The 23,466-nt window shown below is 75.5% G+C and carries 24 protein-coding genes and 2 pseudogenes; 15 read left to right on the top strand and 11 right to left on the bottom strand.

From position 1 onward, the window contains the following. The first annotated feature begins 109 nt into the window (after nt 1-109). On the top strand, nt 110-772 hold the full coding sequence (locus BLR12_RS24345; RefSeq protein ID WP_176832383.1) for a hypothetical protein: 663 nt from the start codon (nt 110-112) through the stop codon (nt 770-772). Continuing rightward, on the top strand, nt 769-1,185 hold the full coding sequence (locus tag BLR12_RS06630; protein WP_091375227.1) for a hypothetical protein: 417 nt from the start codon (nt 769-771) through the stop codon (nt 1,183-1,185). Before BLR12_RS24345 ends, BLR12_RS06630 begins: the two co-directional genes overlap by 4 nt. Nucleotides 1,186-1,201: 16 nt before the next feature. Here BLR12_RS06630 and BLR12_RS06625 read toward each other — a convergent pair whose 3' ends face one another. From BLR12_RS06625 to BLR12_RS06610, 4 genes are all read right to left on the bottom strand, one after another. Then, nucleotides 1,202-2,467, bottom strand: a complete 1,266-nt coding sequence (locus tag BLR12_RS06625; RefSeq protein ID WP_091375224.1) for a cytochrome P450 family protein — start codon at nt 2,465-2,467, stop codon at nt 1,202-1,204. Between the two features lie 79 nt (nt 2,468-2,546). Beyond that, the gene (locus BLR12_RS06620; RefSeq protein ID WP_091375221.1) at nt 2,547-3,785 is read right to left on the bottom strand and encodes an FAD-dependent oxidoreductase; all 1,239 of its coding nucleotides are present in this window, start codon (nt 3,783-3,785) and stop codon (nt 2,547-2,549) included. Between the two features lie 113 nt (nt 3,786-3,898). Next, a complete protein-coding gene (locus BLR12_RS06615; RefSeq protein WP_143018717.1) occupies nt 3,899-4,153 on the bottom strand; it encodes an OsmC family protein in 255 nt (84 codons plus the stop codon). Next, a complete protein-coding gene (locus tag BLR12_RS06610) occupies nt 4,154-4,354 on the bottom strand; it encodes a hypothetical protein (RefSeq protein ID WP_091375214.1) in 201 nt (66 codons plus the stop codon). An 83-nt stretch (nt 4,355-4,437) separates the two neighbouring features. On the opposite strand from BLR12_RS06610, the gene BLR12_RS06605 reads away from it, so the two are divergent. Next, nucleotides 4,438-5,835 (top strand): thioredoxin family protein, encoded by a 1,398-nt coding sequence (locus BLR12_RS06605; protein ID WP_091375211.1) that lies wholly within the window; start codon nt 4,438-4,440, stop codon nt 5,833-5,835. After that, nucleotides 5,832-6,350, top strand: a pseudogene (locus BLR12_RS25495) (UGSC family (seleno)protein). The gene BLR12_RS06605 and the pseudogene BLR12_RS25495 overlap by 4 nt, the downstream one beginning before the upstream one ends. A 16-nt stretch (nt 6,351-6,366) precedes the next feature. Here BLR12_RS25495 and BLR12_RS06590 read toward each other — a convergent pair. The 5 genes from BLR12_RS06590 to BLR12_RS06570 all read right to left on the bottom strand — a co-directional run bounded on the left by BLR12_RS06590 (nt 6,367) and on the right by BLR12_RS06570 (nt 10,422). Beyond that, nucleotides 6,367-6,717, bottom strand: coding sequence for a VOC family protein (locus tag BLR12_RS06590; RefSeq protein ID WP_091375203.1), 351 nt, complete (start codon nt 6,715-6,717; stop codon nt 6,367-6,369). 43 nt (nt 6,718-6,760) lie between these two features. Further along, nucleotides 6,761-7,150, bottom strand: a complete 390-nt coding sequence (locus BLR12_RS06585) for a universal stress protein (RefSeq protein WP_091375199.1) — start codon at nt 7,148-7,150, stop codon at nt 6,761-6,763. Between the two features lie 73 nt (nt 7,151-7,223). After that, nucleotides 7,224-8,753 carry a tripartite tricarboxylate transporter permease gene (locus tag BLR12_RS06580; protein ID WP_091375196.1) on the bottom strand — a complete coding sequence of 510 codons (1,530 nt, stop codon included), beginning with the start codon at nt 8,751-8,753 and terminating at the stop codon, nt 7,224-7,226. Between the two features lie 8 nt (nt 8,754-8,761). Beyond that, a complete protein-coding gene (locus BLR12_RS06575) occupies nt 8,762-9,418 on the bottom strand; it encodes a tripartite tricarboxylate transporter TctB family protein (RefSeq protein WP_218120570.1) in 657 nt (218 codons plus the stop codon). After that, nucleotides 9,415-10,422, bottom strand: coding sequence for a Bug family tripartite tricarboxylate transporter substrate binding protein (locus BLR12_RS06570; RefSeq protein ID WP_091375192.1), 1,008 nt, complete (start codon nt 10,420-10,422; stop codon nt 9,415-9,417). The genes BLR12_RS06575 and BLR12_RS06570 overlap by 4 nt, the downstream gene beginning before the upstream one ends. Nucleotides 10,423-10,563: 141 nt before the next feature. Here BLR12_RS06570 and BLR12_RS06565 point away from each other — a divergent pair, with 141 nt between their 5' ends. The 8 genes from BLR12_RS06565 (at nt 10,564) to BLR12_RS06530 (ending at nt 19,652) form a co-directional block, all read left to right on the top strand. Continuing rightward, nucleotides 10,564-11,457 carry a LysR substrate-binding domain-containing protein gene (locus BLR12_RS06565; RefSeq protein ID WP_091375189.1) on the top strand — a complete coding sequence of 298 codons (894 nt, stop codon included), beginning with the start codon at nt 10,564-10,566 and terminating at the stop codon, nt 11,455-11,457. 63 nt (nt 11,458-11,520) lie between these two features. After that, a complete protein-coding gene (kdgD, locus tag BLR12_RS06560) occupies nt 11,521-12,504 on the top strand; it encodes a 5-dehydro-4-deoxyglucarate dehydratase (RefSeq protein ID WP_255363344.1) in 984 nt (327 codons plus the stop codon). Continuing rightward, nucleotides 12,504-13,796 carry a glucarate dehydratase family protein gene (locus BLR12_RS06555; protein ID WP_091375186.1) on the top strand — a complete coding sequence of 431 codons (1,293 nt, stop codon included), beginning with the start codon at nt 12,504-12,506 and terminating at the stop codon, nt 13,794-13,796. The genes kdgD and BLR12_RS06555 overlap by 1 nt, the downstream gene beginning before the upstream one ends. Nucleotides 13,797-13,801: 5 nt before the next feature. Next, complete coding sequence (locus tag BLR12_RS06550) at nt 13,802-15,145, top strand: enolase C-terminal domain-like protein (protein ID WP_091376529.1); 1,344 nt, start codon at nt 13,802-13,804, stop codon at nt 15,143-15,145. Nucleotides 15,146-15,161: 16 nt separating this feature from the next. Further along, complete coding sequence (locus BLR12_RS06545; RefSeq protein ID WP_091375183.1) at nt 15,162-16,331, top strand: L-talarate/galactarate dehydratase; 1,170 nt, start codon at nt 15,162-15,164, stop codon at nt 16,329-16,331. 29 nt (nt 16,332-16,360) lie between these two features. Continuing rightward, nucleotides 16,361-17,875 carry an aldehyde dehydrogenase (NADP(+)) gene (locus tag BLR12_RS06540; RefSeq protein WP_091375179.1) on the top strand — a complete coding sequence of 505 codons (1,515 nt, stop codon included), beginning with the start codon at nt 16,361-16,363 and terminating at the stop codon, nt 17,873-17,875. Continuing rightward, on the top strand, nt 17,872-18,735 hold the full coding sequence (locus BLR12_RS06535) for an ATP-grasp domain-containing protein (RefSeq protein WP_091375176.1): 864 nt from the start codon (nt 17,872-17,874) through the stop codon (nt 18,733-18,735). The genes BLR12_RS06540 and BLR12_RS06535 overlap by 4 nt, the downstream gene beginning before the upstream one ends. Beyond that, nucleotides 18,732-19,652, top strand: a complete 921-nt coding sequence (locus BLR12_RS06530) for an AEC family transporter (protein WP_091375173.1) — start codon at nt 18,732-18,734, stop codon at nt 19,650-19,652. The genes BLR12_RS06535 and BLR12_RS06530 overlap by 4 nt, the downstream gene beginning before the upstream one ends. Before the next feature lie 54 nt (nt 19,653-19,706). On the opposite strand, the gene BLR12_RS06525 is transcribed toward BLR12_RS06530, so the two are convergent. Then, the gene (locus tag BLR12_RS06525; RefSeq protein ID WP_091375169.1) at nt 19,707-20,357 is read right to left on the bottom strand and encodes a maleylpyruvate isomerase family mycothiol-dependent enzyme; all 651 of its coding nucleotides are present in this window, start codon (nt 20,355-20,357) and stop codon (nt 19,707-19,709) included. 170 nt (nt 20,358-20,527) lie between these two features. Here BLR12_RS06525 and mqo point away from each other — a divergent pair, with 170 nt between their 5' ends. Then, nucleotides 20,528-21,991: a malate dehydrogenase (quinone) gene (gene mqo / locus BLR12_RS06520; protein WP_255363343.1), complete on the top strand. Its 1,464-nt coding sequence runs from the start codon at nt 20,528-20,530 to the stop codon at nt 21,989-21,991. Beyond that, a pseudogene (locus tag BLR12_RS25090) lies at nt 21,883-22,452 on the top strand (FAD-binding oxidoreductase); the annotation flags it as partial. The gene mqo and the pseudogene BLR12_RS25090, both read left to right, overlap by 109 nt. Nucleotides 22,453-22,547: 95 nt before the next feature. Here BLR12_RS25090 and BLR12_RS25085 read toward each other — a convergent pair. After that, nucleotides 22,548-22,742 carry a hypothetical protein gene (locus BLR12_RS25085; RefSeq protein ID WP_255363342.1) on the bottom strand — a complete coding sequence of 65 codons (195 nt, stop codon included), beginning with the start codon at nt 22,740-22,742 and terminating at the stop codon, nt 22,548-22,550. A gap of 98 nt (nt 22,743-22,840) precedes the next feature. Between BLR12_RS25085 and BLR12_RS25080 the strand changes: the two genes are divergently transcribed. Beyond that, nucleotides 22,841-23,206 (top strand): FAD-binding oxidoreductase, encoded by a 366-nt coding sequence (locus tag BLR12_RS25080; RefSeq protein WP_255363341.1) that lies wholly within the window; start codon nt 22,841-22,843, stop codon nt 23,204-23,206. Nucleotides 23,207-23,466 lie beyond the last annotated feature (260 nt).

The raw sequence follows: 23,466 nt of genomic DNA, 5'->3' as shown, positions 1-23,466 counted from the left end.
CCGCACCTGCCCGGGACGTCGCCGAGGTGTCGCACGGAGGCGGGTCCCGGTCGCCGGCCGGATGGGCCACGCTGGAGCACGTACGTGGCCGGGCCGAGGGAGGTGCACCGTGCAGCTCGCCGGGACGACGTCGTGGCGGTTCGCGGAGTCCGCGCGGGACTCGCTGCCGCACGTCGCGCTGTTCGTCCGGGACGCCCTGGGGCTGGCGGTCCCGCCGGGGCCGGCCGTGCCGCCGCCGCTCGCCGGGACGGTGCCCGACCGCCGCGCCCTGCTCTCCGACCAGCAGCGCCGGGAGGCGGGCCGGCACTGGACCGGCTGGTGGGCCGCGCTGCTCGACGCGGAGCTGCAGCGGCAGGAGGAGCGGCCGGACCCGGACCACCCCGTGTCGTGGGCGGTGCGGGCACGGCGCGAGGAGGTGGGGTCGCCGCCGGACTTCGCCGCCCTCGCGGACCGTCCGGCGCTGCGCCGGGCCGTCGTCGACACCTTCCCGGAGGCGCTCCGCTGGGTCGACCGGCTGGACGCCGGTCACCGCGCCGAGCGGGCCGGCAGCTTCCCGTACGGGCTGGTCCGTCAGGTGGCCGAGGACGTCGCCTTCGACCGGCAGGTGGACGTCGGGGCGGTGCGCGCCAGCGCCGTCGTCCTGGAGGTCGAGGGCCGCTGGTGGCACCTGCTCGCCCCCGGAGCCGTGGTGTGCTCGGCCGGGGCGACCGCGGACCCCCACACGGCGCACCTGGTGCTGCGGCGGGCGTTCGAGTCCGGCCTGCGGCGGTGACCCCGCGGGCACCGCGGTGGACGGGGGACCGGCGTCCGCGCTTCCCCCGCACCGCCCGGCTCGACGCCGTGGGCCACGCCGCCCTCGGCGGCGCCTGCCTGGCCGCGGCCGCCGGGTCGGCGCTGGCCCTGCGGTGGACCGGCCGGCCGCCGGCCGTCCGGGCCGCCCTCGGGCCGGTCGTCGTCGTGACGGGCCTGGTCGCCCTGGACCGCCGCAGGTGGGCGGCGATGACGACGGGCCTCTCCTCCACCGACGACGCTGCCGCGACGCGGGTGGTGGCCGACCTGCTGGTCGCGCGGGGCCTGCCCGTCGAGGTCGACGAGCAGCGTCCCGGGCTGCGCTACGCCCACCGGGACGCCCGGCGGGTGCACGCCGCGCTCCAGGACCTGGGCGTCGACACGCCCGACCGCTGAGCGGCCGGGCCGGCGCTCACCGCGTCCCGGCGGTGGCGGTGTGCCCCGCGGTCACCCGGCCGGGACTGCTGCCGCGGAGCCGCACCGGCAGGCGGGTCAGGCCGCGCATGAGGATGCTCTGCCGCCAGGTCAGCTCGTCGGGATCTGCGGCGAGGGCGAGGTCGGGGAAGCGGCCGAGCAGCGTCCGGAAGGCGACCTCGCCCTCGAGCCGGGCCAGCGGGGCGCCGAGGCAGTGGTGGATGCCGTGCCCGAAGGCCAGGTGGCCGACCTGGCGGTGCCAGTCCAGCTCGTCGGGGGCGACCACGTGGGCGGGGTCGCGGTTGGCCGAGGCGAGGGACACCAGCACCACCTCGCCGGCCGGGATGGTCGTGCCGCCGATGGGCACGGGCTCGGTGGTGTGCCGGAACGTGGCCAGGTTGACCGGCCCGTCGAGGCGCAGGAACTCCTCGACGGCGGCGGGGACGAGGCCGGGGTCGGCGCGCAGCTCGGCCAGCCGGTCGGGACGGCGCAGCAGCGCGAGGACGCCGTTGCCGATCAGGTTGACCGTCGTCTCGTGCCCGGCGACCAGCAGCAGGAAGGCCATCGACACGGTCTCGTCGGCCGACAGCCGGTCGGCGTCCTCGGCGGCGGCGGCGATCGCCGACAGCATGTCGCCGGCCGGCCTCGCCCGCTTCTCCTCGACCAGCGCGGTGAGGTAGGTGGCCATGGACATCCCCGCGGCGGTGCGCTCCTCGACCGCGCCGTCGGAGGTCAGCAGCGTGTTCGACCAGCGGCGGAACGACGTGCGCTCGCCCTCAGGGACGCCGAGCAGGTCGCAGATCACCGCCATGGGCAGCGGGAAGGCGAACGCGTCGAGCAGGTCGACCTCGTCCGGGCCGGCGGCCATCCGGTCGGCGAGCCCGGCGGCGATCGCCTCGACCCGCGGGCGCAGGCCGGCGATCGCCCGCACGGTGAAGGCGCGGCCCACCAGCTTGCGCAGCCGGGTGTGGTCGGGCGGGTCGGAGCTGAGCATGTGCCGGCTGAGCTCCTGGGCGAACACGGCCCGTGCCCCGGGCGGCAGCTGCTGGCGCTCGATCACCGCGGCGAACCCGTCGGAGTCCTTGGCCAGGCGCGGGTCGGCCAGCGCGGCCCGGGCGTCGTCGTACCGGGTGACCAGCCAGACCGGCAGGCCCACCGGTGTCACCGCCCGCGCGACCGGCCGCTCCTCGCGCAACCGCGCGTAGCGGGCGTGCGGGTCGGCGAAGAACGCCGCGTCGAGCTGCACCACCGGGCCGTCGTCCATCGCCCGAGGCTCCCGGGGCCGGCCGGCGGGCGCCAGGTACGGAGGTCCCGCGCGTGCGCGCGCCACTCGGCTGCCGGGGTCAGGAGTGCGCCGGCGCCCGCCGGGCGAAGGGCGGGGCGTGCTCGGGCCGCAGCCCCACGCCGATGAGGTACGCCGGGACGACGGACAGCTGGGGGATGCGCCGCACCAGCGCGAGGGCGAGCGCGGGCGGCCCGGGCCGTCGTCCCTCGACCAGTGGCCCGACCAGGGCGCGGTGCAGCGCCCGCTGCAGGGTCTGCACCAGCACGGTCGGCACCAGCCGGCGCGTGCGGACGGCGGCCAGCTCCGCCGGGCCCACCACGCCGCGGCGCAGCGGCTCGGCGAGCAGGGTCGCCGTCGCCACGGCGTCCTGGACGGCGAGGTTGATGCCGACACCGCCGACCGGCGACATGGCGTGTGCGGCGTCGCCGATGCACAGCAGCCCGTCGACGTGCCAGCGCAGCAACCGGTCCACCCGGACGTCGAGGTGCTTCACGTCGTCCATCGACGCCAGCGCGTCCATCCGGTCCCGGAACTCGGGGATCAGCTCCGCGACGTCCTGGCGGAAGGCCTCGATGCCGCGGGCGCGCAGCTCGGGGTCGGCACCCTTGCGGCCGATGTAGGCCACCTGCAGGAAGGTCTCGCGCGGGATGACGACGGCGAAGCGGCCGGGTGCCGCCCGCGGGGCCAGGGCGGCCGGGTGGTCGCCGGGCAGGCGGGGGACGCGGAACCACCAGGCGTCGATCGGGACGGGGAACTCCTCCGGTCGCAGTCCCGCCTGGCGCCGCGCGACCGAGTGCCGGCCGTCGCAGGCCACGGTGAGGTCGGCGCGGATCTCACCGGTGGCGCCGTCCGCGGTGCGGTACCGCACGCCGGTGACCCGGTCGCCCTCGCGGACCAGATCGGTCATCTCCGTCTGCATGCGCAGCGTGTACGTCGGCTCGCGGCGTCCGGCGTCGGCGAGCAGGTCCAGCAGGTCCCACTGCGGCACCATCGCGATGTAGGGGTGGCGGACCCTGAGCCGGCGGAAGTCGCCGAGGGTCACGCTGCCGCCGTCCCCGGCCGGGAAGACGACCTGCTCCACCCTCGTGTGCGGCAGCCGGGCGAACTCCTCGCCCAGGCCGAGCTCGTCGAGCAGCTGCAGCGTCGAGGGGTGCACCGTGTCGCCGCGGAAGTCGCGGAGGAAGTCGGCGTGCTTCTCCAGCACGGTCACCTCGACCCCTGCTCTGGCCAGCAGCAGCCCCAGCACCATCCCGGCCGGGCCGCCACCGACGACCAGGCACGTCGTGCGCTCACCCATCGCCGGCCCCCCTCGCAGGTGTCCGGACGCCGGGGCGGTGGAGCTCCCCGGCACGTCGCAGTCTCCCGCCCCGGCGCGGCCGGGCACCACGGGTCCGTGCGCGCGGACCCGGGTCAGCCGAGCTGCGTGGTGATCTCGATCGACCCCTTGAGGCTCCGCGCCACCGGGCAGCCGTCGGCATGGACCGCGAGCACCCTCTGCACCTTCCCGGCGTCCTCCTCGGCGACGTCCAGACCGGTGTAGGTGACCGCGATGCGCTTGACCACCAGGACCTTTCCCTCCAGCTCGACCTCACCGCGCGCGTGCCCCACCAGACCGGTGGGGTCGATCCGCCGGGCCGCCAGGGCCCCGGCGAACGTCCCGGTCAGCTAACCGAGTGCGGCGCCCACGAGGTGGTCGATCGTGCTGGCGTGGCTCGGTGCGGCACCCGGCTGCATCCCGTAGTGCTCGGCGATGGCCCCGTGCATCCCGTAGACGGTCGGCTCCTCCTCGCCGGGCAGGTGGGCCGCGCGGAGCGGCCCGCCCAGCCGCTCGACGCGGACCTCCGACACGTAGGCGATCTCAGCCACTCTGTCCCCCGCTCTGGTCGGTCGTCGTCGTGGTCCTTCCCCGCCGACGCCCCGGACGAACCCCGACGGCTAGGGTCGCGTCCGTGCAGCTGCCCGACGGCCTGGTCGCCGTCGTCAAGCGGGACTGCCCGACCTGCGTCCTGGTCGAGCCGGTGCTGCGCGGGCTGGGCGCCGCCGTGTGGTGCCAGGACGACCCCACCTGGTTCGACCACGACGACACCGCCCTCGAGCTGTCCTACCGCCTGGGCATCGAGACGGTCCCCACCCTGATGCGGGTGGAGGACGGCGCGGAGACCGCGCGGGTGGTCGGCTGGAGCCGTGGGCAGTGGGAGGCGCTGGCCGGCGTCGCCGGGCTGGGCGAGGGCCTGCCCGAGCACCGGCCGGGCTGCGGGTCGCTGTCGGTCGACCCCACCCGGGTCGACGCGCTCGACGCGCGGTACGGGAGCAGCGGGCTGACCAGCCGCCGGGTCGAGCTGGCCGACCTGGAGGACGAGCACGAGGCGTTGTTCGACCGGGGCTGGACCGACGGACTGCCCGTGGTGCCGCCGACACCGGAGCGGGTGGTGCGGATGCTGCGCGGCACGACCCGCGACCCCGGGGAGGTCGTCGCCGTCGTCCCGCCGGACCTGGTGCCCTGCACCGTCGAGAAGGTGGCGGTCAACGCGGTGCTGGCCGGCTGCCTGCCCGAGCACCTGCCGGTCGTCCTGGCGGCCGTCGAGGCGGCGTCGGCGGAGGAGTTCGCGCTGCACGGCCTGCTGGCGACCACCTACTTCGCCGGGCCGGTGGTGGTGGTCAACGGACCGGTGGCCACGCGGATCGGGATGAACAGCGGGGTCAACGCGCTGGGACAGGGCAACCGGGCGAACGCCACGATCGGCCGGGCGCTGCAGCTGGTGGTCCGCAACGTCGGCCGCGGGCGTCCCGGTGAGGTGGACCGGGCGACCCTGGGCAACCCGGGGAAGGTCACCTTCTGCTTCGCCGAGCGGGAGCAGGACAGCCCGTTCCCGCCGCTGGCGGCCGACCGCGGGGTGCCCGGCGACGCGGTCACCGTCTTCGCCGGCTCCGGCGTGCAGCCGGTGGTCGACCAGCTCAGCCGGGACCCGGAGTCGCTGGCCCGCACGTTCGCGGCCTGCCTGCGCGTCAACGCGCACCCGAAGCTGCCGATGGCCTTCGACGCGATGCTGGTCGTCTCCCCGGAGCACGGCCGGGTGTTCGCGGCGGCCGGCTGGGACCGGGCCCGGCTGCTGGCCGAGCTCGACGGGCTGCTGCGGCTGCCGGCGGGGGAGCTGGTGCGGGGGGCCGGCGGGATGGCCGAGGGCCTGCCGCCCGGGGTCGCTGCCGGCGAGGTGCCGAAGTTCCGGCCCGGTGGTCTGCTGGTGGCCCATGCCGGCGGCGACGCGGGGTTGTTCAGCGCGATCGTCGGGGGCTGGGTCGCCGGCGAGACGGGCAGTGTTCCGGTGACCCGGGAGGTGCGGGCGTGACGACGGTCCTCGATCCGACCGGCGAGCGCCGGCCGGCCGCCCGGGCGCCGTTGCCGCGCCCGGCGTCGCTGCAGGGCCGCACGGTGGGCCTGCTGGACATCGGCAAGGCCCGCGGCGACGTCGTCCTGGACCGCCTGGCGGAGCTGCTGCGGGCGGACGGCGTCACGGTGCGCCGCTACCGGAAGCCCACGTTCGCGCGGGTCGCCCCGGTCGACCTGCGGCAGGAGATCACCGAGCAGTGCGAGGTGGTGGTCGAGGCGCTGGCCGACTAGGGCTCGTGCACGTCGTGCAGTGTGCACGACATCGCCGACCTGGAGCGCCGCGGCGTGGTGGGGGTCTTCCTCGCCAGCGCGGCCTTCGCCGACGCGGCCCGGCTGCAGGGGGCGGCGCTGGGCTTCCCGGCGCCCCACGTGCTGGTGCCGCACCCGGTGCAGGACCGCACGGACGCCGAGCTGCGCGCGGTCGCCGAGGATGCCTACGCGGCGGTGCTGGCCGCGGTGACCGCGCCGGGCTGACCCCCGCCGCCGGGGGTCAGCGGTGGCCGAGCACGTTGACGACGTGGCCGTCGGGGTCGCGGACGAAGAAGCGGCGCACGCCCCACGGCTCGTCGGTCAGCGGGTGGACGATCTCGGCGCCCTCGCGCAGCGCGGCGGCATGGGCGGCGTCGACGTCGTCCACCTGGACCGACACGGCCGGGACGACCGGCGCGGTCGCGTCCCGCGTCACCAGGCTGAGCTGGACGTGCGGCCGGTCCGGGTCGGCGAGCGGAACGATCCAACCGTCGTCCATCACCGGCTGCAGGCCCAGCACCCGGCCGTAGAAGCCGGTCGCCTCCTCGATCGACGTGCTCACCAGGTCCGGCACCACCCGCTCGACGGCCACGCCGGCCAGCCTCCCAGGAGGCCGGCCGGCGCGGTCCGGGGCGTCAGGGCTTGACGGCGAGCACCGGGCGGTCGGCGTCGAGCAGGATCCGCTGGGCGGTGCTGCCCATGAGCAGCTTGCCGACCGGCGAGCGCTTCCGCAGGCCGATCACGATCACCGCCGCGTCGACCGCGCCGGCCACCCGGACGACCTCGTCGGCCACGTCGCCGGCGTGCGCCTCCTGGTGCACCTCGACCTCGACGCCGGCGGCCGACGCCCGGGCGACGAGGGCCCGGACGGCGTCCTCGCCGGCCATGGCCGCGCTGACCGGGGCGCCCTCGCGCGGGGTGTTGAGCAGGACCAGCCGGTCGCGGCGACGGCCGGCCTCCTCGACCGCGGCGGCGAACGCGGCGTCCCCCTCGGGCGTGGGGACGTAAGCGACGAGGACGGTCACGAGCGCTCCTCGCTGGCGCTCGTCGGCGTCGCGACCGACGGTGCTGTGTCTCTGGGTGACCTCGTCAACTCGGTCATACGAGCTCCTTGTCGTCGGTGGCGGCGGCGGCGTCGTGCGCGGTGGCGCGCCGGCGGTGGCGGAGGGCCTGGAACGCCGGGAGGAGGGCGACCAGCACGAAGAGGACGAGCAGCGTCCCGGAGATCGGCCGGGTCAGGAAGCCGGTCGGGTCGCCCTCGAAGATCCGCAGCGATCGGCGCAGCGAGTCCTCCAGCAGCGAGCCGAGGACGAAGGCGAGCACCAGTGGCCCCGGCTCGAACCCCAGCTTCTTCATGACGTAGCCCAGGGCGCCGAACACGATCACCAGCACGATGTCGAACACGCTGTTGTTCACCGTGTAGACGCCGATGAGCGTGATCATCACGGTGACCGGGGCGAGGATCGCCGGCCTGACCCGCAGGATCCGCACGAACAGGCCGACCAGCGGGATGCTCATGATCAGCAACAGGATGTTGTCGATGTACATGGAGTTGACGACGCCCCAGAACAGCTCGGGCTCCTGGCTGACCAGCTGCGGGCCGACGGCGACGCCCTGGATCAGCAGCGCGCCGAAGATGACCGCCATGGTCCCGTTGGCGGGGATCCCGAGGGTGAGCAGCGGGATGAACGACGACGTCGCGGCCGCGTTGTTCGCCGTCTCCGGTGCCGCGACGCCCTCGACGGCGCCCTTGCCGAAGCGCTCCGGCGTCTTCGACCGCCGCTTCTCCAGCGCGTAGGCGGCCAGCGAGGAGATGGTGGCGCCGCCGCCGGGGAGGATGCCGAGGAAGAACCCGAGCACCGAGCCGCGGCCGATGGCGCCGGAGGCCTGGCGGAGGTCGGTACGGGACGGCCAGACGTTGGCCACCGTGGCCGGTGCGTGCACCGTGCGGTGCCGTTCCTCGAGGTTGTAGAGGATCTCCCCGAGACCGAACAGGCCCATCGCGATCGGGACGAAGTCCAGGCCGTCGGCCAGGTTCAGGTTGTCGAAGGTGAACCGCTCGGCGCCGGTGAACGTGTCGCGGCCGACGGTGGCCAGCAGCAGTCCGACGCAGGCTGCCACGACGGCCTTGAGCCGGCTCCCCCCGCTGACGGTGGCGACGAGCAGGATGCCGAGCAGCGCGAGGGCGGTGTACTCGGGAGGGCCGAAGTCGAGCGCGAAGCCGGCGACCAGGGGAGCCACCAGGGTCAGCGCGACGATCGAGACCGTGCCGCCCACGAAGGAGCCGATGGCCGCGATGCCCAGTGCGGTCCCCGCGCGCCCCTGGCGGGCCAGGGCGTACCCGTCGAAGACGGTGACGACCGACGACGCCTCACCGGGCAGCCGCAGCAGCACCGAGGTGATGGTCCCGCCGTACTGGGCCCCGTAGAAGATGCCGGCCAGCATGATGATCGCCGTCACCGGCTCGATGCCGAAGGTGATCGGCAGCAGGATGGCGATGGTCGCCGCCGGGCCGAGCCCGGGCAGCACGCCGACCAGCATGCCGATGACGACACCGATCAGGCAGTAGAGCAGGTTGACCGGCTCGAGCACGACACCGAAGCCGTCGAGCACCGGGGCGAAGTCCACGGCTACTCCTAGAAGAGGTGCGGGATGGACACCCCGAGGGCGCCCACGAAGACGAGGTAGAACGCGGCGACCAGGCCGACGCTGAGGCCCAGCGACAGCCGCCAGCTCTCGGCGCCCAGGAAGCGCAGCCACACGAAGCAGAGCAGCGCGGCCGGGATCTCGAAGCCGATGACCGGCAGCAGGGCGACGAAGACGACCATCGTCGCGAGCCCGACCAGCACGAGCAGGCTGCTGCGCGTGAACCGCTCGCTGTCGTGTGCCCGGCGGGCGACCGCGACCAGCGCGACGCCGATCAGCACGGTGACGACGGCGACGAGCATCGGCCAGGTGCCCGAGCCGGGCTCCGCGGCGGTGCCGAGGCCCAGGCCGACCGCGCCGGCGAGGGCGGCTCCTCCCAGGGCGATGACGACGACGGCCGTGACGAGGTTGCTCGGCGTGCCGGCGGCCGGCGGGCGGCCCTCGTGCTCGGCCTCCTCGACCCGGTGGATGGCCTCCTCGAGGCTCATCTCCTCCAGCGGCAGGTCGTCGAGGTCCGCCGGGCGGGCCTCGGCGGCGACGGGAGCGGGCGTGCCCTCGGGCTGCGGACGGCCCGCCGGGGGAGCCCCGGCGGCCGAGCGGCCGCCGGGGCTCCCGGGCGCGGACGCCCCGCCGGAGGCAGCGGTCACTGCTCCGCGCCGAGGTCGATGCCGTACTCCTCGACCACGGCGCGGTAGTCCTGCAGGTTGGAGGTGTACTCCTCGGTCACCTGCGCGCCGTCGACCTCCCACGGGGTGAGCTGGTTGTCCTCGTTGAACTGCTGGTAGGCCTCGGTCTCGAAGGTGGCGTCCAGGGCCTCGTTCAACCGGTCGACCACCTCGGCAGGGGTGCCCTGCGGGGCGACGAGGGCCCGCGACTGCTGCACCGGCACGTCGTAGCCGGCCTCGATCGCGGTCGGGGTGTCGGGCAGGTAGGTCGGGCGTTCCTCGGCGAAGGTCACGATCGGGGTCAGCTCGCCGGCCTCGATCTGCTCGATGGCCTCACCCAGCTGGATCGAACCGACGTCGACCTGGCCACCCAGGACGGCGGTCAGCGTCGGCGCGCCGCCGTCGAAGGGCACCGAGGTCGCCTCGATGCCGGCCTGGTTGAACAGCAGCTCCTGGGAGAGCTGGCTGCCGGTGCCCACGCCCGTGGTGCCGAAGGTGATCGGCCGGCCGGCCGCGGCGAGGTCCTCGACCGTCGCGAAGCCCGAGTCCGGGGCGGTGACGAGCACGTAGTCGTCGAGCGAGAGCCCGCTGACGACCTCGTAGTCCTCGATCGAGACGGCCTCGCCCTCGGCCACCGCGAACGGCGTGATGTACGCCAGGCTGCCGTTGAAGACCGCCAGGGTCTGCCCGTCCGGCTCCTCGCCGGCGAGCTCCTGGAGCGACAGCGCGCCGTTGGCGCCGGGGCGGTTCTCGACGTTGACCGCGACCCCGAGCTCGTCGGACATGCCCTCGGCTGCCGCCCGGGCGATGAGGTCGGTGCTGCCACCGGGGTCGGCACCCACCAGGATCGTCACCGGGCCGTCGGGGTACTCGGCCGCATCGGAGCCCCCGCCGCCGACGTTGCCGCCGCAGGCGGCCAGCGACAGGGTCAGGGCCAGGCCGGTACCGGCCGTCGCCCATCGGCGCGCGCGGTTGATCGTGGTCATGAGAGTTCCCCTCGGAGAGCAGCCGTGGCCGGGCCGCGGGCGGTGTGAGTGGCGTCACGGACGCCTGGTCGTCGGCGAGCCTAAGAAGACCGGCTCATGCCTGTCCAAATCCATTGCGGCATTGGTTGATACCTTGCGGGCATGGCGTTCACCCTCGAGCAGCTCCGCGGTTTCGTTGCCGTCGCTGACGAGCTGCACTTCGGCCGGGCGGCCGCGCGGCTGAAGATGACCCAACCGCCGTTGAGCCGCCAGATCCAGAAGCTGGAGCGTGTCGTGGGCGCCCAGCTGCTCGAGCGGGACAACCGCCGGGTCACCCTCACCGCCGCCGGCCAGGTCTTCCTGGTCGAGGCCCGGCGGCTCCTCGGCCTGGCCGACTCCGCCCCCGAGCTCGCCCGCCGGGTGTCGTCGGGCGCCAGCGGCGTGGTGCGGATCGGCTTCACCGCCGCCTCGACCTACGGGACGCTCGGGCAGCTGCTCAACGACCTGGCGCGGGAGCTGCCCGACGTCGACGTCGACCTCGCCGAGATGGTGACCCGCGAGCAGGTCGCCGGGCTGCTCAACGAGGAGGTCGACCTGGGACTGGGGCGGCCGCCCTTCGACGAGGAGGCCTTCGGGCACCGGCTGCTGCACCGCGAGGCGCTGCTCGTCGCCGCCCCGGTGGGTCACCGGCTGCTGGGGCTGGGGCGCCCCGCGCGGGCCGCCGACCTCGCGTCCACGCCGGTGGTCATGCACTCGCCCACCAAGGCGAAGTACTTCTACGACCTGGTGGCCGGTGTCGTGCCGATCGCCGCGGAGAACACCGTGCACACGGTGAGCCAGGTGCTCACGATGCTCTGGCTCGTCGCGGCCGGTCGCGGGGTGGCCTTCGTGCCGGAGTCCGCCGCGCGGCTGCCGATCGAGGGTGTCGGGTTCGTCCGGCTGGAGACCCCGGTGCCCGAGCCGGTGGAGCTGCACCTGCTCTGGGCGAAGGACTCGAAGAACCCGGCGCTGTGGCGGGCGCTCGCGGTGCTGGAGCGGCGGACCGGCCGATCCTGATACCGGTATGGCATCGAGCGATGCGCAAAGACGATTGGACGGGCATCGATCAGTCTTCCTACGGTGGCCGCGACCACAGCCCGCGCCCCGGACGACCCGGCGCGGACCCGTCGGACCAAGGACACGATCCCCGTGACGCTGCTGCCCCCGGACGCCCTCGCTGACCGGCTGAAGTCCGGCCTGCTCTCCTTCCCGGTGACCCACTTCGACGCCGAGTTGCAGTTCGACGAGGCCCGCTACCGCGAGCACCTGGCCTGGCAGTCGGGGTTCGACGTGGCCGGTCTCTTCGCCGCTGGCGGGACGGGCGAGGGCTTCTCGCTGACCTCGGCGGAGATGGACCGCGTGGTGCGCGTCGCCGTCGACGAGGTCGCCGACCGGGTGCCGGTCATCGCTCCCGCCACCGGCGGCACGGCCGTCTCCGTCGCCCAGGCCCAGGCGGCGCAGGCGGCGGGTGCCTCGGGTCTCCTGCTGTTCCCGCCCTACCTCACCGAGGCCAGCCAGCGGGGCCTGGTCGAGCACATCGGCGCCGTGTGCCGCGCCACCGACCTGGGCGTCATCGTCTACAGCCGGGCGAACGCCGTGCTCACCGACGCGACGGTGGCCGAGGTGGCCGAGCGCAACCCCAACCTGATCGGCCTCAAGGACGGCGTGGGCGACATCGAGCAGATGACCCGCACCTACGCCCGCGTCGGCGACCGGCTGATCTACGTCGGCGGGCTGCCCACGGCGGAGACCTTCGCGCTGCCGCTCCTGCAACTCGGCGTCACCACGTACTCGTCGGCGCTCTACAACTTCTTGCCCGAGTTCGCACTGCGCTTCTACGCCGCCGTCCGCGCCCAGGACCGCACCGCCGTCTACCAGATGCTCAACGACTTCGTGATCCCCTACCTCGACATCCGCGACCGGGCCAAGGGCTACGCCGTCTCCATCGTCAAGGCGGGCCTGACCGCCGTCGGCCGGGACGGCGGGCGGGTCCGCCCGCCGCTGTCGGACCTGACCGAGGCCGAGCTGGCCGAGCTGACCGCCCTGGTCGACAAGGTCTCCTGATGCCCGCCTCCCCCCAGCCGACCGACGGTGCCCGGGTCACCCGGGTGGAGATCACCCCGGTCGCCTTCCGCGACCCGCCGCTGCTCAACGCGGTCGGCGTCCACGAGCCGTACGCGCTGCGCTCGGTGGTGCAGGTGCACACCGACGCGGGCGTCACCGGCCTCGGCGAGTCCTACGGCGACCTGCCGCACCTGGCCCGGCTCCGGCGCGCGGCCGAGGAACTCGTCGGGGTCGACGTCTTCGACCTCCCGGGGCTCCGGCAGCGCGTGCTGCCCGCCCTCTCGGCCGACGACGGCCGCGGCGGGCACGGGATGAGCGGCATGGTGACCGGGTCGGCCACCGCCGAGCGGGTGTCCTCCCCGTTCGAGGTCGCGGCGCTCGACCTGCAGGGCAGGCTCCTCGGCCGCCCGGTGAGCGACCTGCTCGGCGGGGCGGTGCGCCCGGCCGTGCCGTACAGCGCCTACCTGTTCTACAAGTGGGCCGGCCACCCCGGTGCCCCCGAGGACGAGTGGGGCGCCGCCCTCGACCCCGACGGCCTCGTCGCGCAGGCCCGGCGCATGGTCGACGACTTCGGCTTCACCGCGATCAAGCTCAAGGGCGGCGTGCTGCCGCCCGAGGAGGAGGTCGCCGCGATCGAGGCGCTGCGCGCGGAGTTCCCGGAGCACCCGCTGCGCCTGGACCCCAACGCCGCCTGGACCGTCGAGACCTCCATCGGCGTCGGGCAGGCGCTGGACGGGGTGCTCGAGTACCTGGAGGACCCCACGCCGACCATCGAGGGCATGGCCGCGGTCGCGCGCGAGGTGCCGATGCCGCTGGCCACCAACATGTGCGTCGTCGCCTTCGAGCACCTGCCGCCCGCGGTCCGCCAGGACGCCGTCCAGGTGGTCCTCTCCGACCACCACTTCTGGGGCGGGCTGCGGCGGTCCCAGTCGCTGGCCGCCGTGTGCGAGACCTTCGGCATGGGGCTGTCCATGCACTCCAACTCCCACCTCGGCATCAGCCTCGCCGCGATGACCCACCTGGCCGCGGCCACGCCGAACCTCGACTACGCCTGCGACACGCACTGGCCCTGGAAGGACCCGGCCGAGGACGTCGTCGTCCCGGGTGCCCTGCGGTTCGAGGGCGGCGCGGTCGCGGTGCCCACCGCACCCGGGCTCGGGATCGAGCTCGACCCCGACGGCCTGGCCCGGCTGCACCAGCAGTACCTCGACTGCGGCCTCCGCGAGCGGGACGACACCGGCTACATGCAGCGGGTCGACCCCTCGTACGTCGCGGAGAGCCCCCGGTGGTGAACCCGATGGAGGACGTCGTGACCGGCCGCACGCCCACCGTGGCCCGCGTCGAGGTGGTGCCCGTCGCCGGGCACGACAGCATGCTGCTCAACCTCAGCGGCGCGCACGGGCCCTTCTTCACGCGCAACATCGCGGTCGTCACCGACTCCGAGGGCCGCGTCGGCCTGGGCGAGGTGCCCGGCGGCGAGGCGATCCGCCGCACCATCGCCGACGCCGGCGAGCTGCTCGCCGGGCAGCCGGTCGCGCGGTACGGCCGACTGCTGCGGCAGGTCGCGGCCACCTTCGCCGACCGGGACGCCGGCGGCCGCGGCCTGCAGACCTTCGACCTGCGGACGACGATCCACGCGGTCACCGCGCTGGAGTCCGCGCTGCTGGACCTGCTGGGCCAGCACCTGGAGGTCCCGGTGGCCGAGCTGCTCGGCGAGGGCCAGCAGCGCGACAGCGTGCCGATGCTGGGCTACCTCTTCTACGTCGGGGACCGGCGGGCCACCGACCTGCCGTACCTGGCCGAGGCCGACCCCGCCGACGACTGGGAGCGGCTGCGCCGCGAGCCCGCGCTGACCCCCGAGGCGGTCGTCGCGCTGGCCGAGGCCGCGCAGGCCCGCTACGGGTTCACCGACTTCAAGCTCAAGGGCGGCGTGCTCGCCGGGAGCGAGGAGGTCGCCGCCGTCCGTGCGCTGGCGCAGCGGTTCCCCGACGCCCGGATCACCCTGGACCCCAACGGCGGCTGGCTGCTCGCCGAGGCGGTCGAGCTGTGCCGCGACCTGCACGGGGTGCTCGCCTACGCCGAGGACCCGGTCGGCGCCGAGGGCGGCTGGTCCGGCCGCGAGACCATGGCCGAGTTCCGCCGGGCCACCGGTCTGCCGACCGCGACCAACATGATCGCCACCGACTGGCGGCAGATGGCGCACGCCGTCCGCTCGAACGCCGTGGACATCCCGCTGGCCGACCCGCACTTCTGGACCATGCGCGGCTCGGTCCGCGTCGCCCAGCTGTGCAGCGACTTCGGGCTGACCTGGGGCTCGCACTCGAACAACCACTTCGACGTCTCGCTGGCGATGTTCACCCAGGTCGGCGCCGCCGCGCCGGGGCAGATCACCGCCCTGGACACGCACTGGATCTGGCAGGACGGTCAGGCGCTCACCCGCGAGCCGCTGCAGATCCGCGACGGCGCCATCGCCGTCCCCACCGCGCCCGGCCTGGGGGTGGAACTGGACCGCGACGCCCTGGCCGCCGCGCACGAGCTGTACCTCGAGCACGGCCTCGGCGCGCGCGACGACGCCGTGGCCATGCAGTACCTCGTGCCCGGCTGGGCGTTCGACCCCAAGCGGCCCTGCCTGGTCCGCTGACGAACCGAGGAGACACGTGACCACCACGGCCCCCACCGCGCCCACCACCGCACCGGCGGTGCTGGACCGCATCGAGTCGGTGACCCTGTCCTCGGTCACCCTGCCGCTGCCGAACCCGATCAGCGACGCCAAGGTCTTCACCGGCCGGCAGCGGCCGATGACCGAGGTGGCCTTCCTGTTCGCCGAGGTCACCACCGAGGGCGGGCACGAGGGCGTCGGGTTCAGCTACGCCAAGCGGGCCGGCGGCCCGGCGCAGTTCGCGCACGCGAGCGAGGTCGCGCCGGACCTGGTCGGCGAGGACCCCAGTGACATCGGCCGGCTGTGGACCAAGCTCGTGTGGGCCGGCGCCTCGGTGGGCCGCAGCGGCGCCTCCACGCAGGCCATCGCCGCGGTCGACGTCGCGCTGTGGGACCTCAAGGCCAAGCGCGCCGGCCTGCCGCTGGCCAAGCTGCTCGGCGCGCACCGCGACTCGGTGCGCTGCTACAACACCTCCGGCGGCTTCCTGCACGAGTCGCTCGAGCAGGTGGCGGACAACGCCACCCGCACCCTCGAGCAGGGCATCGGCGGCATCAAGATCAAGGTCGGGCTGCCCGACTCGGCGGAGGACCTGCGCCGGGTCCGCGGCGTGCGCGAGCACATCGGGGACGGCGTGCCGCTCATGGTCGACGCCAACCAGCAGTGGGACCGGCCGACCGCCATGCGGGTCGGCCGCCGGCTGGAGGAGTTCGACCTGGTCTGGATCGAGGAGCCGCTGGACGCCTACGACGCCGATGGCCACGCCCAGCTCGCCCGGTCGCTGGACACCGCGATCGCCACCGGGGAGATGCTGACCAGCGTGGCCGAGCACGCCGAGCTGATCCGGCACGGTGCGGTCGACGTCATCCAGCCCGACGCCCCGCGCATCGGCGGCATCACCCAGTTCCTCAGGCTGGCCACCCTCGCCGACGTCGCGAACCTGCAGCTCGCGCCGCACTTCGCCATGGAGATCCACGCCCACCTGGCGGCGGCCTACCCTCGCGAGCCGTGGGTGGAGCACTTCGACTGGCTGCACCCGCTGTTCAACGAGCGCCTGGAGACCCGCGACGGGCGCATGTACATCTCCGACCGGCCGGGACTGGGCATCACGCTCAGCGACCAGGCCCGCGCCTGGACGGTCGACCGCGTCACCGTCGGCGCGATCCGCTGATCCGTCGCCCCACCACTGGAGGAACCACCATGGCTGACGTCGTCAGCACCGACCCCCGCACCGGCGAGGCCGTCGAGGTGGTCGCCCGGGAGACCACCACCGAGGAGGTCGACCGGCTCTGCGCCGCCGCCCTCGCCGCGGCCCCCGGCCTGGACGCCCTCGGCCGCGCCGGGCGGGCCGCGCTGCTGCGTGCCCTGGCCGACGCGCTGGAGGCCCGGCGGGGCGACGTGGTCGCCGTCGCCGACCGCGAGACCGCCCTGGGCCCGACCCGGCTGAACGGCGAGCTCACCCGCACCTGCTACCAGCTGCGGCTGTTCGCCGAGGTGCTGGACGAGGGCAGCTACCTCGAGGCGGCCATCGACCACCCCGGGGACACCCCGATGGGCCCGCGCCCGGACCTGCGCCGGATGCTGGTCCCGATCGGCCCGGTCGCGGTCTTCGGTGCGAGCAACTTCCCGCTGGCCTTCTCCGTGCCCGGCGGCGACACCGCCTCGGCGCTCGCGGCCGGCTGCCCCGTCGTCGTCAAGGCGCACGGCTCGCACCCGGCGACCTCGCAGCTGGTCTTCGACGTCCTGGACGCCGCCGCCCGCAAGGCCGGCGCGCCCGACGGCACGCTGGGCATCGTGCACGGCCTGCAGGGCGGCGCCGACCTGGTCGCCCACCCCGCGATCCGCGCCGTCGGCTTCACCGGCTCGGTGAACGGCGGCCGCGCCCTGCTGGAGATCATCGAGCGGCGGCGGGACCCGGTGCCGTTCTTCGGCGAGCTGTCCAGCCTCAACCCGGTGGTCGTGACCCCGACGGCCGCCGCCGAGCGCGGGACGACGATCGGCACGGAGCTGGTCGGCTCCGCCACCCTCGGCGGCGGCCAGTTCTGCACCAAGCCGGGTCTGGCGTTCGTGCCGGCCGGACCGGAGGGGGACGCCGTCGTCGAGGCCATGGCCGAGGCCGTGCGCGGCACGGGTGCGCCGGTGCTGCTCAACGAGGGCATCGCCGCCTCCTACGGCCGGATCTCCGACGGGCTGGCCGCCGCACCCGGCGTCGAGGAGATCGCCCGCGGCGGGGAGCCCTCGGGCCGCGGCTTTGAGGCCGTGCCCCGGCTGCTGCAGACGACGGCCGCCGCGCTGCCCGAGCAGGTGACCGAGGAGTGCTTCGGGCCGGTGTCGGTGGTGGCCCGCTACGACGGCGAGGCCGAGCTGTCCGCCGCGCTGGACCGGATGCCGTCGTCGCTGACCGCCACCGTGCTGCGCGGCGCCGGGGAGACCGACCTGCCTCTTGCGGTCTCGGAGCAGCTGCGCACCCGCGCCGGCCGGCTGGTCTACGACGCCTACCCGACCGGCGTGGCCGTGTCCTGGGCCCAGCACCACGGCGGCCCGTGGCCGTCGACGAACTCCCAGCACACCTCGGTGGGGACGACGGCCGTCCGCCGGTTCCTGCGCCCGGTCACCTGGCAGGGCGCGCCGCAGGAGGTGCTCCCGCCCGAGCTCACCGACGACTTCCGCGGCATCCCGCGGCGCATCGACGGCGTGCTGGAGCTGCCGCGGTGACCTCCCGGGTCGCCCTGGTCAGCTCCGAGCGCGGGCTGCGCGTGGACCCCGACCTCCCGCTCGCCGCGCCGGCGCTGCGGGAGGGCGGGGTCGCGGTCGACTGCGTGCGCTGGGACGACCCGGCGGTCGACTGGGCCGGCTACGACCTGGCCGTCGTGCGCTCCTGCTGGGACTACGCCTGGCGGCGGGAGGAGTTCCTGGCCTGGGCCGGCGCCGTCCCGCGGCTGCGCAACGACGCTGCGGTGCTGCGCTGGAACACCGACAAGACGCACCTGCGCGACCTGGCGCGCGCCGGCCTGCCGGTCGTGCCCACGGTCTGGGACCCCACCGACGAAGCCGGGCTGCCGGACGCGGGGGAGTGGGTGGTCAAGCCGTCGGTGTCGGCCGGCTCCCGGGACACCGCGCGGTGGACCGACCCGGCCGACGTGCTCGCGCACGCCGCCGGGCTGCGCGGAGCCGGGCGGACGGCGATGGTGCAGCCCTACCTGGCCAGCGTGGACGACGCCGGGGAGACCGCGATGCTCTTCCTCGGCGGGGAGTTCTCGCACGCGGTGCGCAAGGGCCCGCTGCTGGGCCGGGGCGAGGGCGTCCGCCAGGACCGCGACAGCCGCGGCGACCTGCGGCCGGTCGTCGCGACACCCGGGCAGCGGGAGGTGGCGCAGGCGGTGTTCGACGCCGTCCCGTCGCTGGTGCCCGGCGCCGCGCCGCTGCTGTACGCGCGGATCGACCTGGTCGCCGACGCCGCCGGGGCGCCGGTGGTGCTGGAGCTGGAGCTCACCGAGCCCAGCCTGTTCCTGCCGCAGGCCCCGCCGGAGGCGCTGACCCGGTTCGCCCGCGCGGTCGGGGACGCGATCGGGTGAACGGGGTGGTGGGCGGCTTCGCCGCCCTCGCCACGGTCATCGCCGTGGGCTGGCTGGTGGCCCGCACCGGCGCCGTCGGGCGGGACGCCGCCGCCGCGCTGTCGCGGGTGTCGTACTTCGTCGCGACGCCGGCGCTGCTGCTGCTCACCCTCGCCGGCGCCGACCCGGGGGTGCTGGTGTCACCGGCCCTGGTGGCCACGGCCGGCAGCGCGGTGCTGTGCGCGCTGCTGTTCACCGCCCTGGCCCGGTGGCGCTGGCGGCTGCGGCCGGCCGAGCTGGCCGCCGGCGGGCTGGCCGCGTCCTACGTCAACGCCGGCAACCTCGGCGTCCCGATCGCCGTGTACGTGCTGGACGACGCCTCGTTCGTCGCGCCGGTGCTGCTGTTCCAGGTGCTGGTGCTCGCCCCGGTCGGGCTGGCCGTGCTGGCCGGCTCGCGCGCCGCGGCCCGGCCCCGCTGGCAGCTGGTGCTGCAGCCGCTCACCACCCCGGTGGTGGTCGGCTGCGCCCTCGGCGTGCTGGTGGCCGCGACCGGCGTGCAGCTGCCGGCGCTGGTGCTGGAGCCGGTCGAGCTCACCGCCGGCCTGGCTGTGCCCGCCGCGCTGCTCGCCTACGGGATGAGCCTGCACGGCGCGCCGCGGCCGGCGTCCGGCGAGGGCGCGGGCCGGGTGTGGCTGGCGGTGGCGCTCAAGACGCTCGCGCAGCCGGCGCTGGCCTACGCCCTCGGCCGCTGGGTCGCCGGCCTCGACGGCGTGGAGCTGCTCGCGGTCACGGTGACCTCGGCGCTGCCGACGGCGCAGAACGTGTTCGTCTACGCCTCGACGTACGACCGCGGCACGCTGCTCGTCCGGGACGTCGTCCTGCTGAGCACGGTCCTGTCGGTCCCCGTGCTCCTCGGGATCGCGCTGCTGCTCGGCTGACGGAGGACACCCGTCCTCCTCCTGCACGGGGGCCGTCGGGGCTCGGGGCGGTGCCTAGACGGGGCCCGCGGCGGCCCGCAGCCGGGCCCGCACCTCGGGGACCCCGTCGCCGGTGAGCTCGTCGACTGCCGCCGGGCGGCCGGCGAGCGTGGTGAGCAGCGCGGTCGCCGGGCCGGTCACCGGGAGGCCGGTGCCGTGGCGCCACCCCGCGTCGGTGGCCGAGAACGCCAGCCCGTCGAGGAGGCCGGGGGCCAGCGCGCGCCGGCCGGTCAGCTGGCCCAGGGCGATGGCGGCGTCCTCCGGGTCGGTCGGCGACGGGATCCCGAGCGGGCGGTAGACGTCCTGGGCGTGGATCACCAGGTGGGACAGCGGTGCCTCGGCCGGGGCACCGGGCCCGGCCTCGAACCGGCGGTGCTCGGTGTCCCGCAGCGCCGCCACGACCTCCGCGGGGGAGCGGCGGTCGCGCCGGACCCAGCGGTCCGCGGCCCGGTCGAAGCGGAACCCGGCGCGCACCATCAGGGCGAGGAACCGGGGCACCGACAGCTCGTAGGGCATGAGCAGGTGGACGGCGAGGTCGCGCACCGTCCAGCCGGCGCACAGGCTCGGCGTCCGCCACCCGTCGGCGTCCAGCCCCTCCAGCACGGTGAGCAGCCGGGCCCGCTCGCGGCGTACCCGCCGGTCCACGTCGTCGGTCGTCTCCGTCATCCGGTGTGCCACCTCTCGCCGGTCCGCTCGCTCGCGGACGCCCGGTCCCGCCGTCGGAGGGGAGACGCCCGGGCCCGGCGGAAGTCATCGGTGCTCCCGTGCCCGCCGGGCATGGCGTGATGCAGCCGCGGTCGTGGACAGCGGTCGCCGCCGTTCCTAGCGTGGGCGCCGTGCCGGTCGGGGAGTGGGACGCCGTCCTCGTGGGCGGCGGGGTCATGAGCGCGACGCTCGCGGTGCTGCTGGCCGAGGTGCGGCCGGACTGGCGGATCGCCGTCCTCGAGCGGCTGGACGACGCCGGGCAGGAGAGCTCGGCCGGCTGGAACAACGCCGGCACCGGGCACGCCGGGCTCTGCGAGTTCAACTACACGCCGCAGCGGCCCGACGGCACGGTCGACCCGGCCGGCGCGGTGCGGGTCGCCGAGCAGTTCGCCGCCTCCCTGGTCTTCTGGGGGCGGCTCGTCGAGCGGGGCGTGCTCGGCCCGCCCGAGGCGTTCGTCCGCTCGGTGCCGCACGTCGGCCTGGGCCAGGGGACGGACGGCGTGGCCTACCTGCGGGCCCGGTTCGAGGCGCTGCGCGGCCACCCGCTCTTCGCCGACCTCGAGTTCAGCGACGATCCCGGCGTCCTCGCCTCCTGGCTGCCGCTCGTCCTCGCCGGTCGCACCGACGGCGAGCCGGTCGCGGCCACCCGGGCGGCCCAGGGCACCGACGTCGACTACGGCGTCCTCACCCGGCGGCTGCTGGCCGCCCTGCGCGAGCGCGGCGGCGAGGTGCGGCTGCGCACCGAGGTGACCTCGCTTCGGCGGCGGGACGGGCGCTGGGAACTGGCCGTCCGGGACCGGGCCTCCGGCGGACGCCGGCGGCTGCGGGCGCGGTGGGTCTTCGTCGGCGCGGGCGGCGGGACGCTGCCGCTGCTGCAGTCGGCGCGGGTACCGGAGGTCCGCCGGTACGGCGGCTTCCCGATCAGCGGCCGGTTCCTGCGCACCGAGCGCCCGGAGCTGGTGGCGGCACACCGGGCCAAGGCCTACGGCTCCGCCGCGCCCGGAGCGCCGCCGATCTCCGTCCCGCACCTGGACCTGCGGGTCGTCGACGGGCGGGAGTCGCTGCTGTTCGGCCCGTTCGCGGCGTTCTCGCCCCGGTTCCTCACCCGCGGCCGGCGCAGCGACCTCGCGCGGTCGGTGCGGCTGGGGAACCTGCCCGTGCTGCTGGCCTCGGCGCGGGACAACCGGTCGCTGATCGCCCACCTGGTGCGCCAGGTCACCGCCCCGCCGTCGACCCGGATGGCGGCACTGCGCCGGTTCGTCCCCACCGCGCGCGACGAGGACTGGACCCTGGTCGCGGCCGGGCAGCGGGTGCAGGTGCTCAAGGAGACCGGCGGCCGCGGCACGCTCGTCGGCTTCGGCACCGAGGTGGTCACCTCCGCGGGCGGGTCGCTGGCGGGGCTGCTCGGCGCCTCGCCGGGTGCCTCGACCGCCGTCGCGGCGATGCTCGACGTGCTCGCCGCCTGCTTCCCGGCGCAGGCCGACGAGTGGCGCCCGCGGCTGGCGGGGTTGGTGCCCCCGCCGACGCCGGAGGAGGTCGCGCGAGCCCGCCGGGTGCTCGGGCTGGCGCCGGTGCGCCCGGCGGTCGCGCCGTGAGCACGGACCTGACCGCCCGGCTGCGGGACGTCGTCGGCCCCGCCGGGCTGGTCGACGACCCGGCCGGGTTCCTCACCGACTGGCGGGGCGCGTACTCCGGGCGCGCCGCGGCCGTCGTCCGCCCCGGCAGCACCGAGGAGGTCGCCGCCGTCGTCGCGCTGTGCCGGGCGGCCGGTGTGTCCGTCGTGCCGCAGGGCGGCAACACCGGGCTGTGCGGCGGGGCGGTGCCGGACGCCTCCGGGCGCCAGGTGGTGCTGTCGCTGACCCGGATGCGGCGGATCCGCGAGCTCGACGCCGCCGACTCGACGGTGACCGTCGAGGCCGGGGTGGTGCTGCGGACGGTCCAGGAGGCCGCGGCGGCCGCCGGGCGGCCGTTCCCGCTGTCCCTCGGCGCCGAGGGCAGCTGCACGATCGGCGGCAACCTGGCCACCAACGCCGGCGGCACCGGCGTGCTGCGCTACGGCTCGATGCGCGACCTCACGCTCGGCCTGGAGGTCGTGCTGCCCGACGGCCGGGTGTGGGACGGGCTGCGCGGCCTGCGCAAGGACAACACCGGCTACGACCTCGAGCAGCTGTTCATCGACGCCGAGGGGACGCTCGGGGTGATCACCGCCGCCGTCCTCGAGCTGTTCCCGGCCGTCCGCAGCCGGGCGACGGCGTGGGTGGCCCTGCCGGACCCGCAGGCGGCGGTCGACCTCATCGGCGTCGTCCGCGGGCTGGCCGGCGACCGGCTGACCGCCGTCGAGCTCATGTCGCGGCAGAGCGTGCGGTTCGTGCTGACCCACGGGGCACGAGGGCGTCTCGGAGGCGCAGGACCGCGAGGAACCGAACCTCGAGCACGACGTCACCGTGCCGGTCAGCGCGATCCCCGGGTTCGTGGCCGCCACCGACCGGGCGCTGGCCGACGCGCTGCCCGGCGTCCGCCTGGTCACGTACGGCCACGTCGGCGACAGCAACCTGCACTACGACCTGAGCGGGCCGGTGGGCGGCGACGACGGGGACTTCCGGGCCCGGGCCGCGGTCCTGAGCCGGATCGTGTACGACTCCACGGCCGCGTCCGACGGCAGCATCAGCGCCGAGCACGGGCTGGGACAGGCCGAGCGGGACGTCGTCGCCGACTACGAGAGCGGGCTGGAGCTGGAGCTCATGCGCGGCGTCAAGCGGCTGTTCGACCCCGCCGGGCTGATGAACCCGGGCAAGGTGCGCCCCGGCTGAGCGGCGGGGAGCGGCGCCCGCTCACCAGCGGAGCGGGTTCACCTCGCGGGACTGGGCCGTGCGGCAGGCCCGGCAGTTCCCCCACGAGACGATCGCCAGCGGCGTCGTCGGCGAGCCGCACTCCGGGCACTCGACGGACTCCGCCGACCGTCCGCGGGCCTCGGTGATCTCGCGGGACCGTTCCTCGTGGATCGTCTCGTCGCCCCGGCAGGGGCAGCCGAGATGAGCTTCTGCGCAGCGTCCACGGTGTGTGGCGATGG

It is taken from the genome of Geodermatophilus sp. DSM 45219, from assembly GCF_900104025.1.
Classification (GTDB): Bacteria; Actinomycetota; Actinomycetes; order Mycobacteriales; family Geodermatophilaceae; genus Geodermatophilus.
This window is presented reverse-complemented; position numbering and strand designations above follow the sequence as displayed.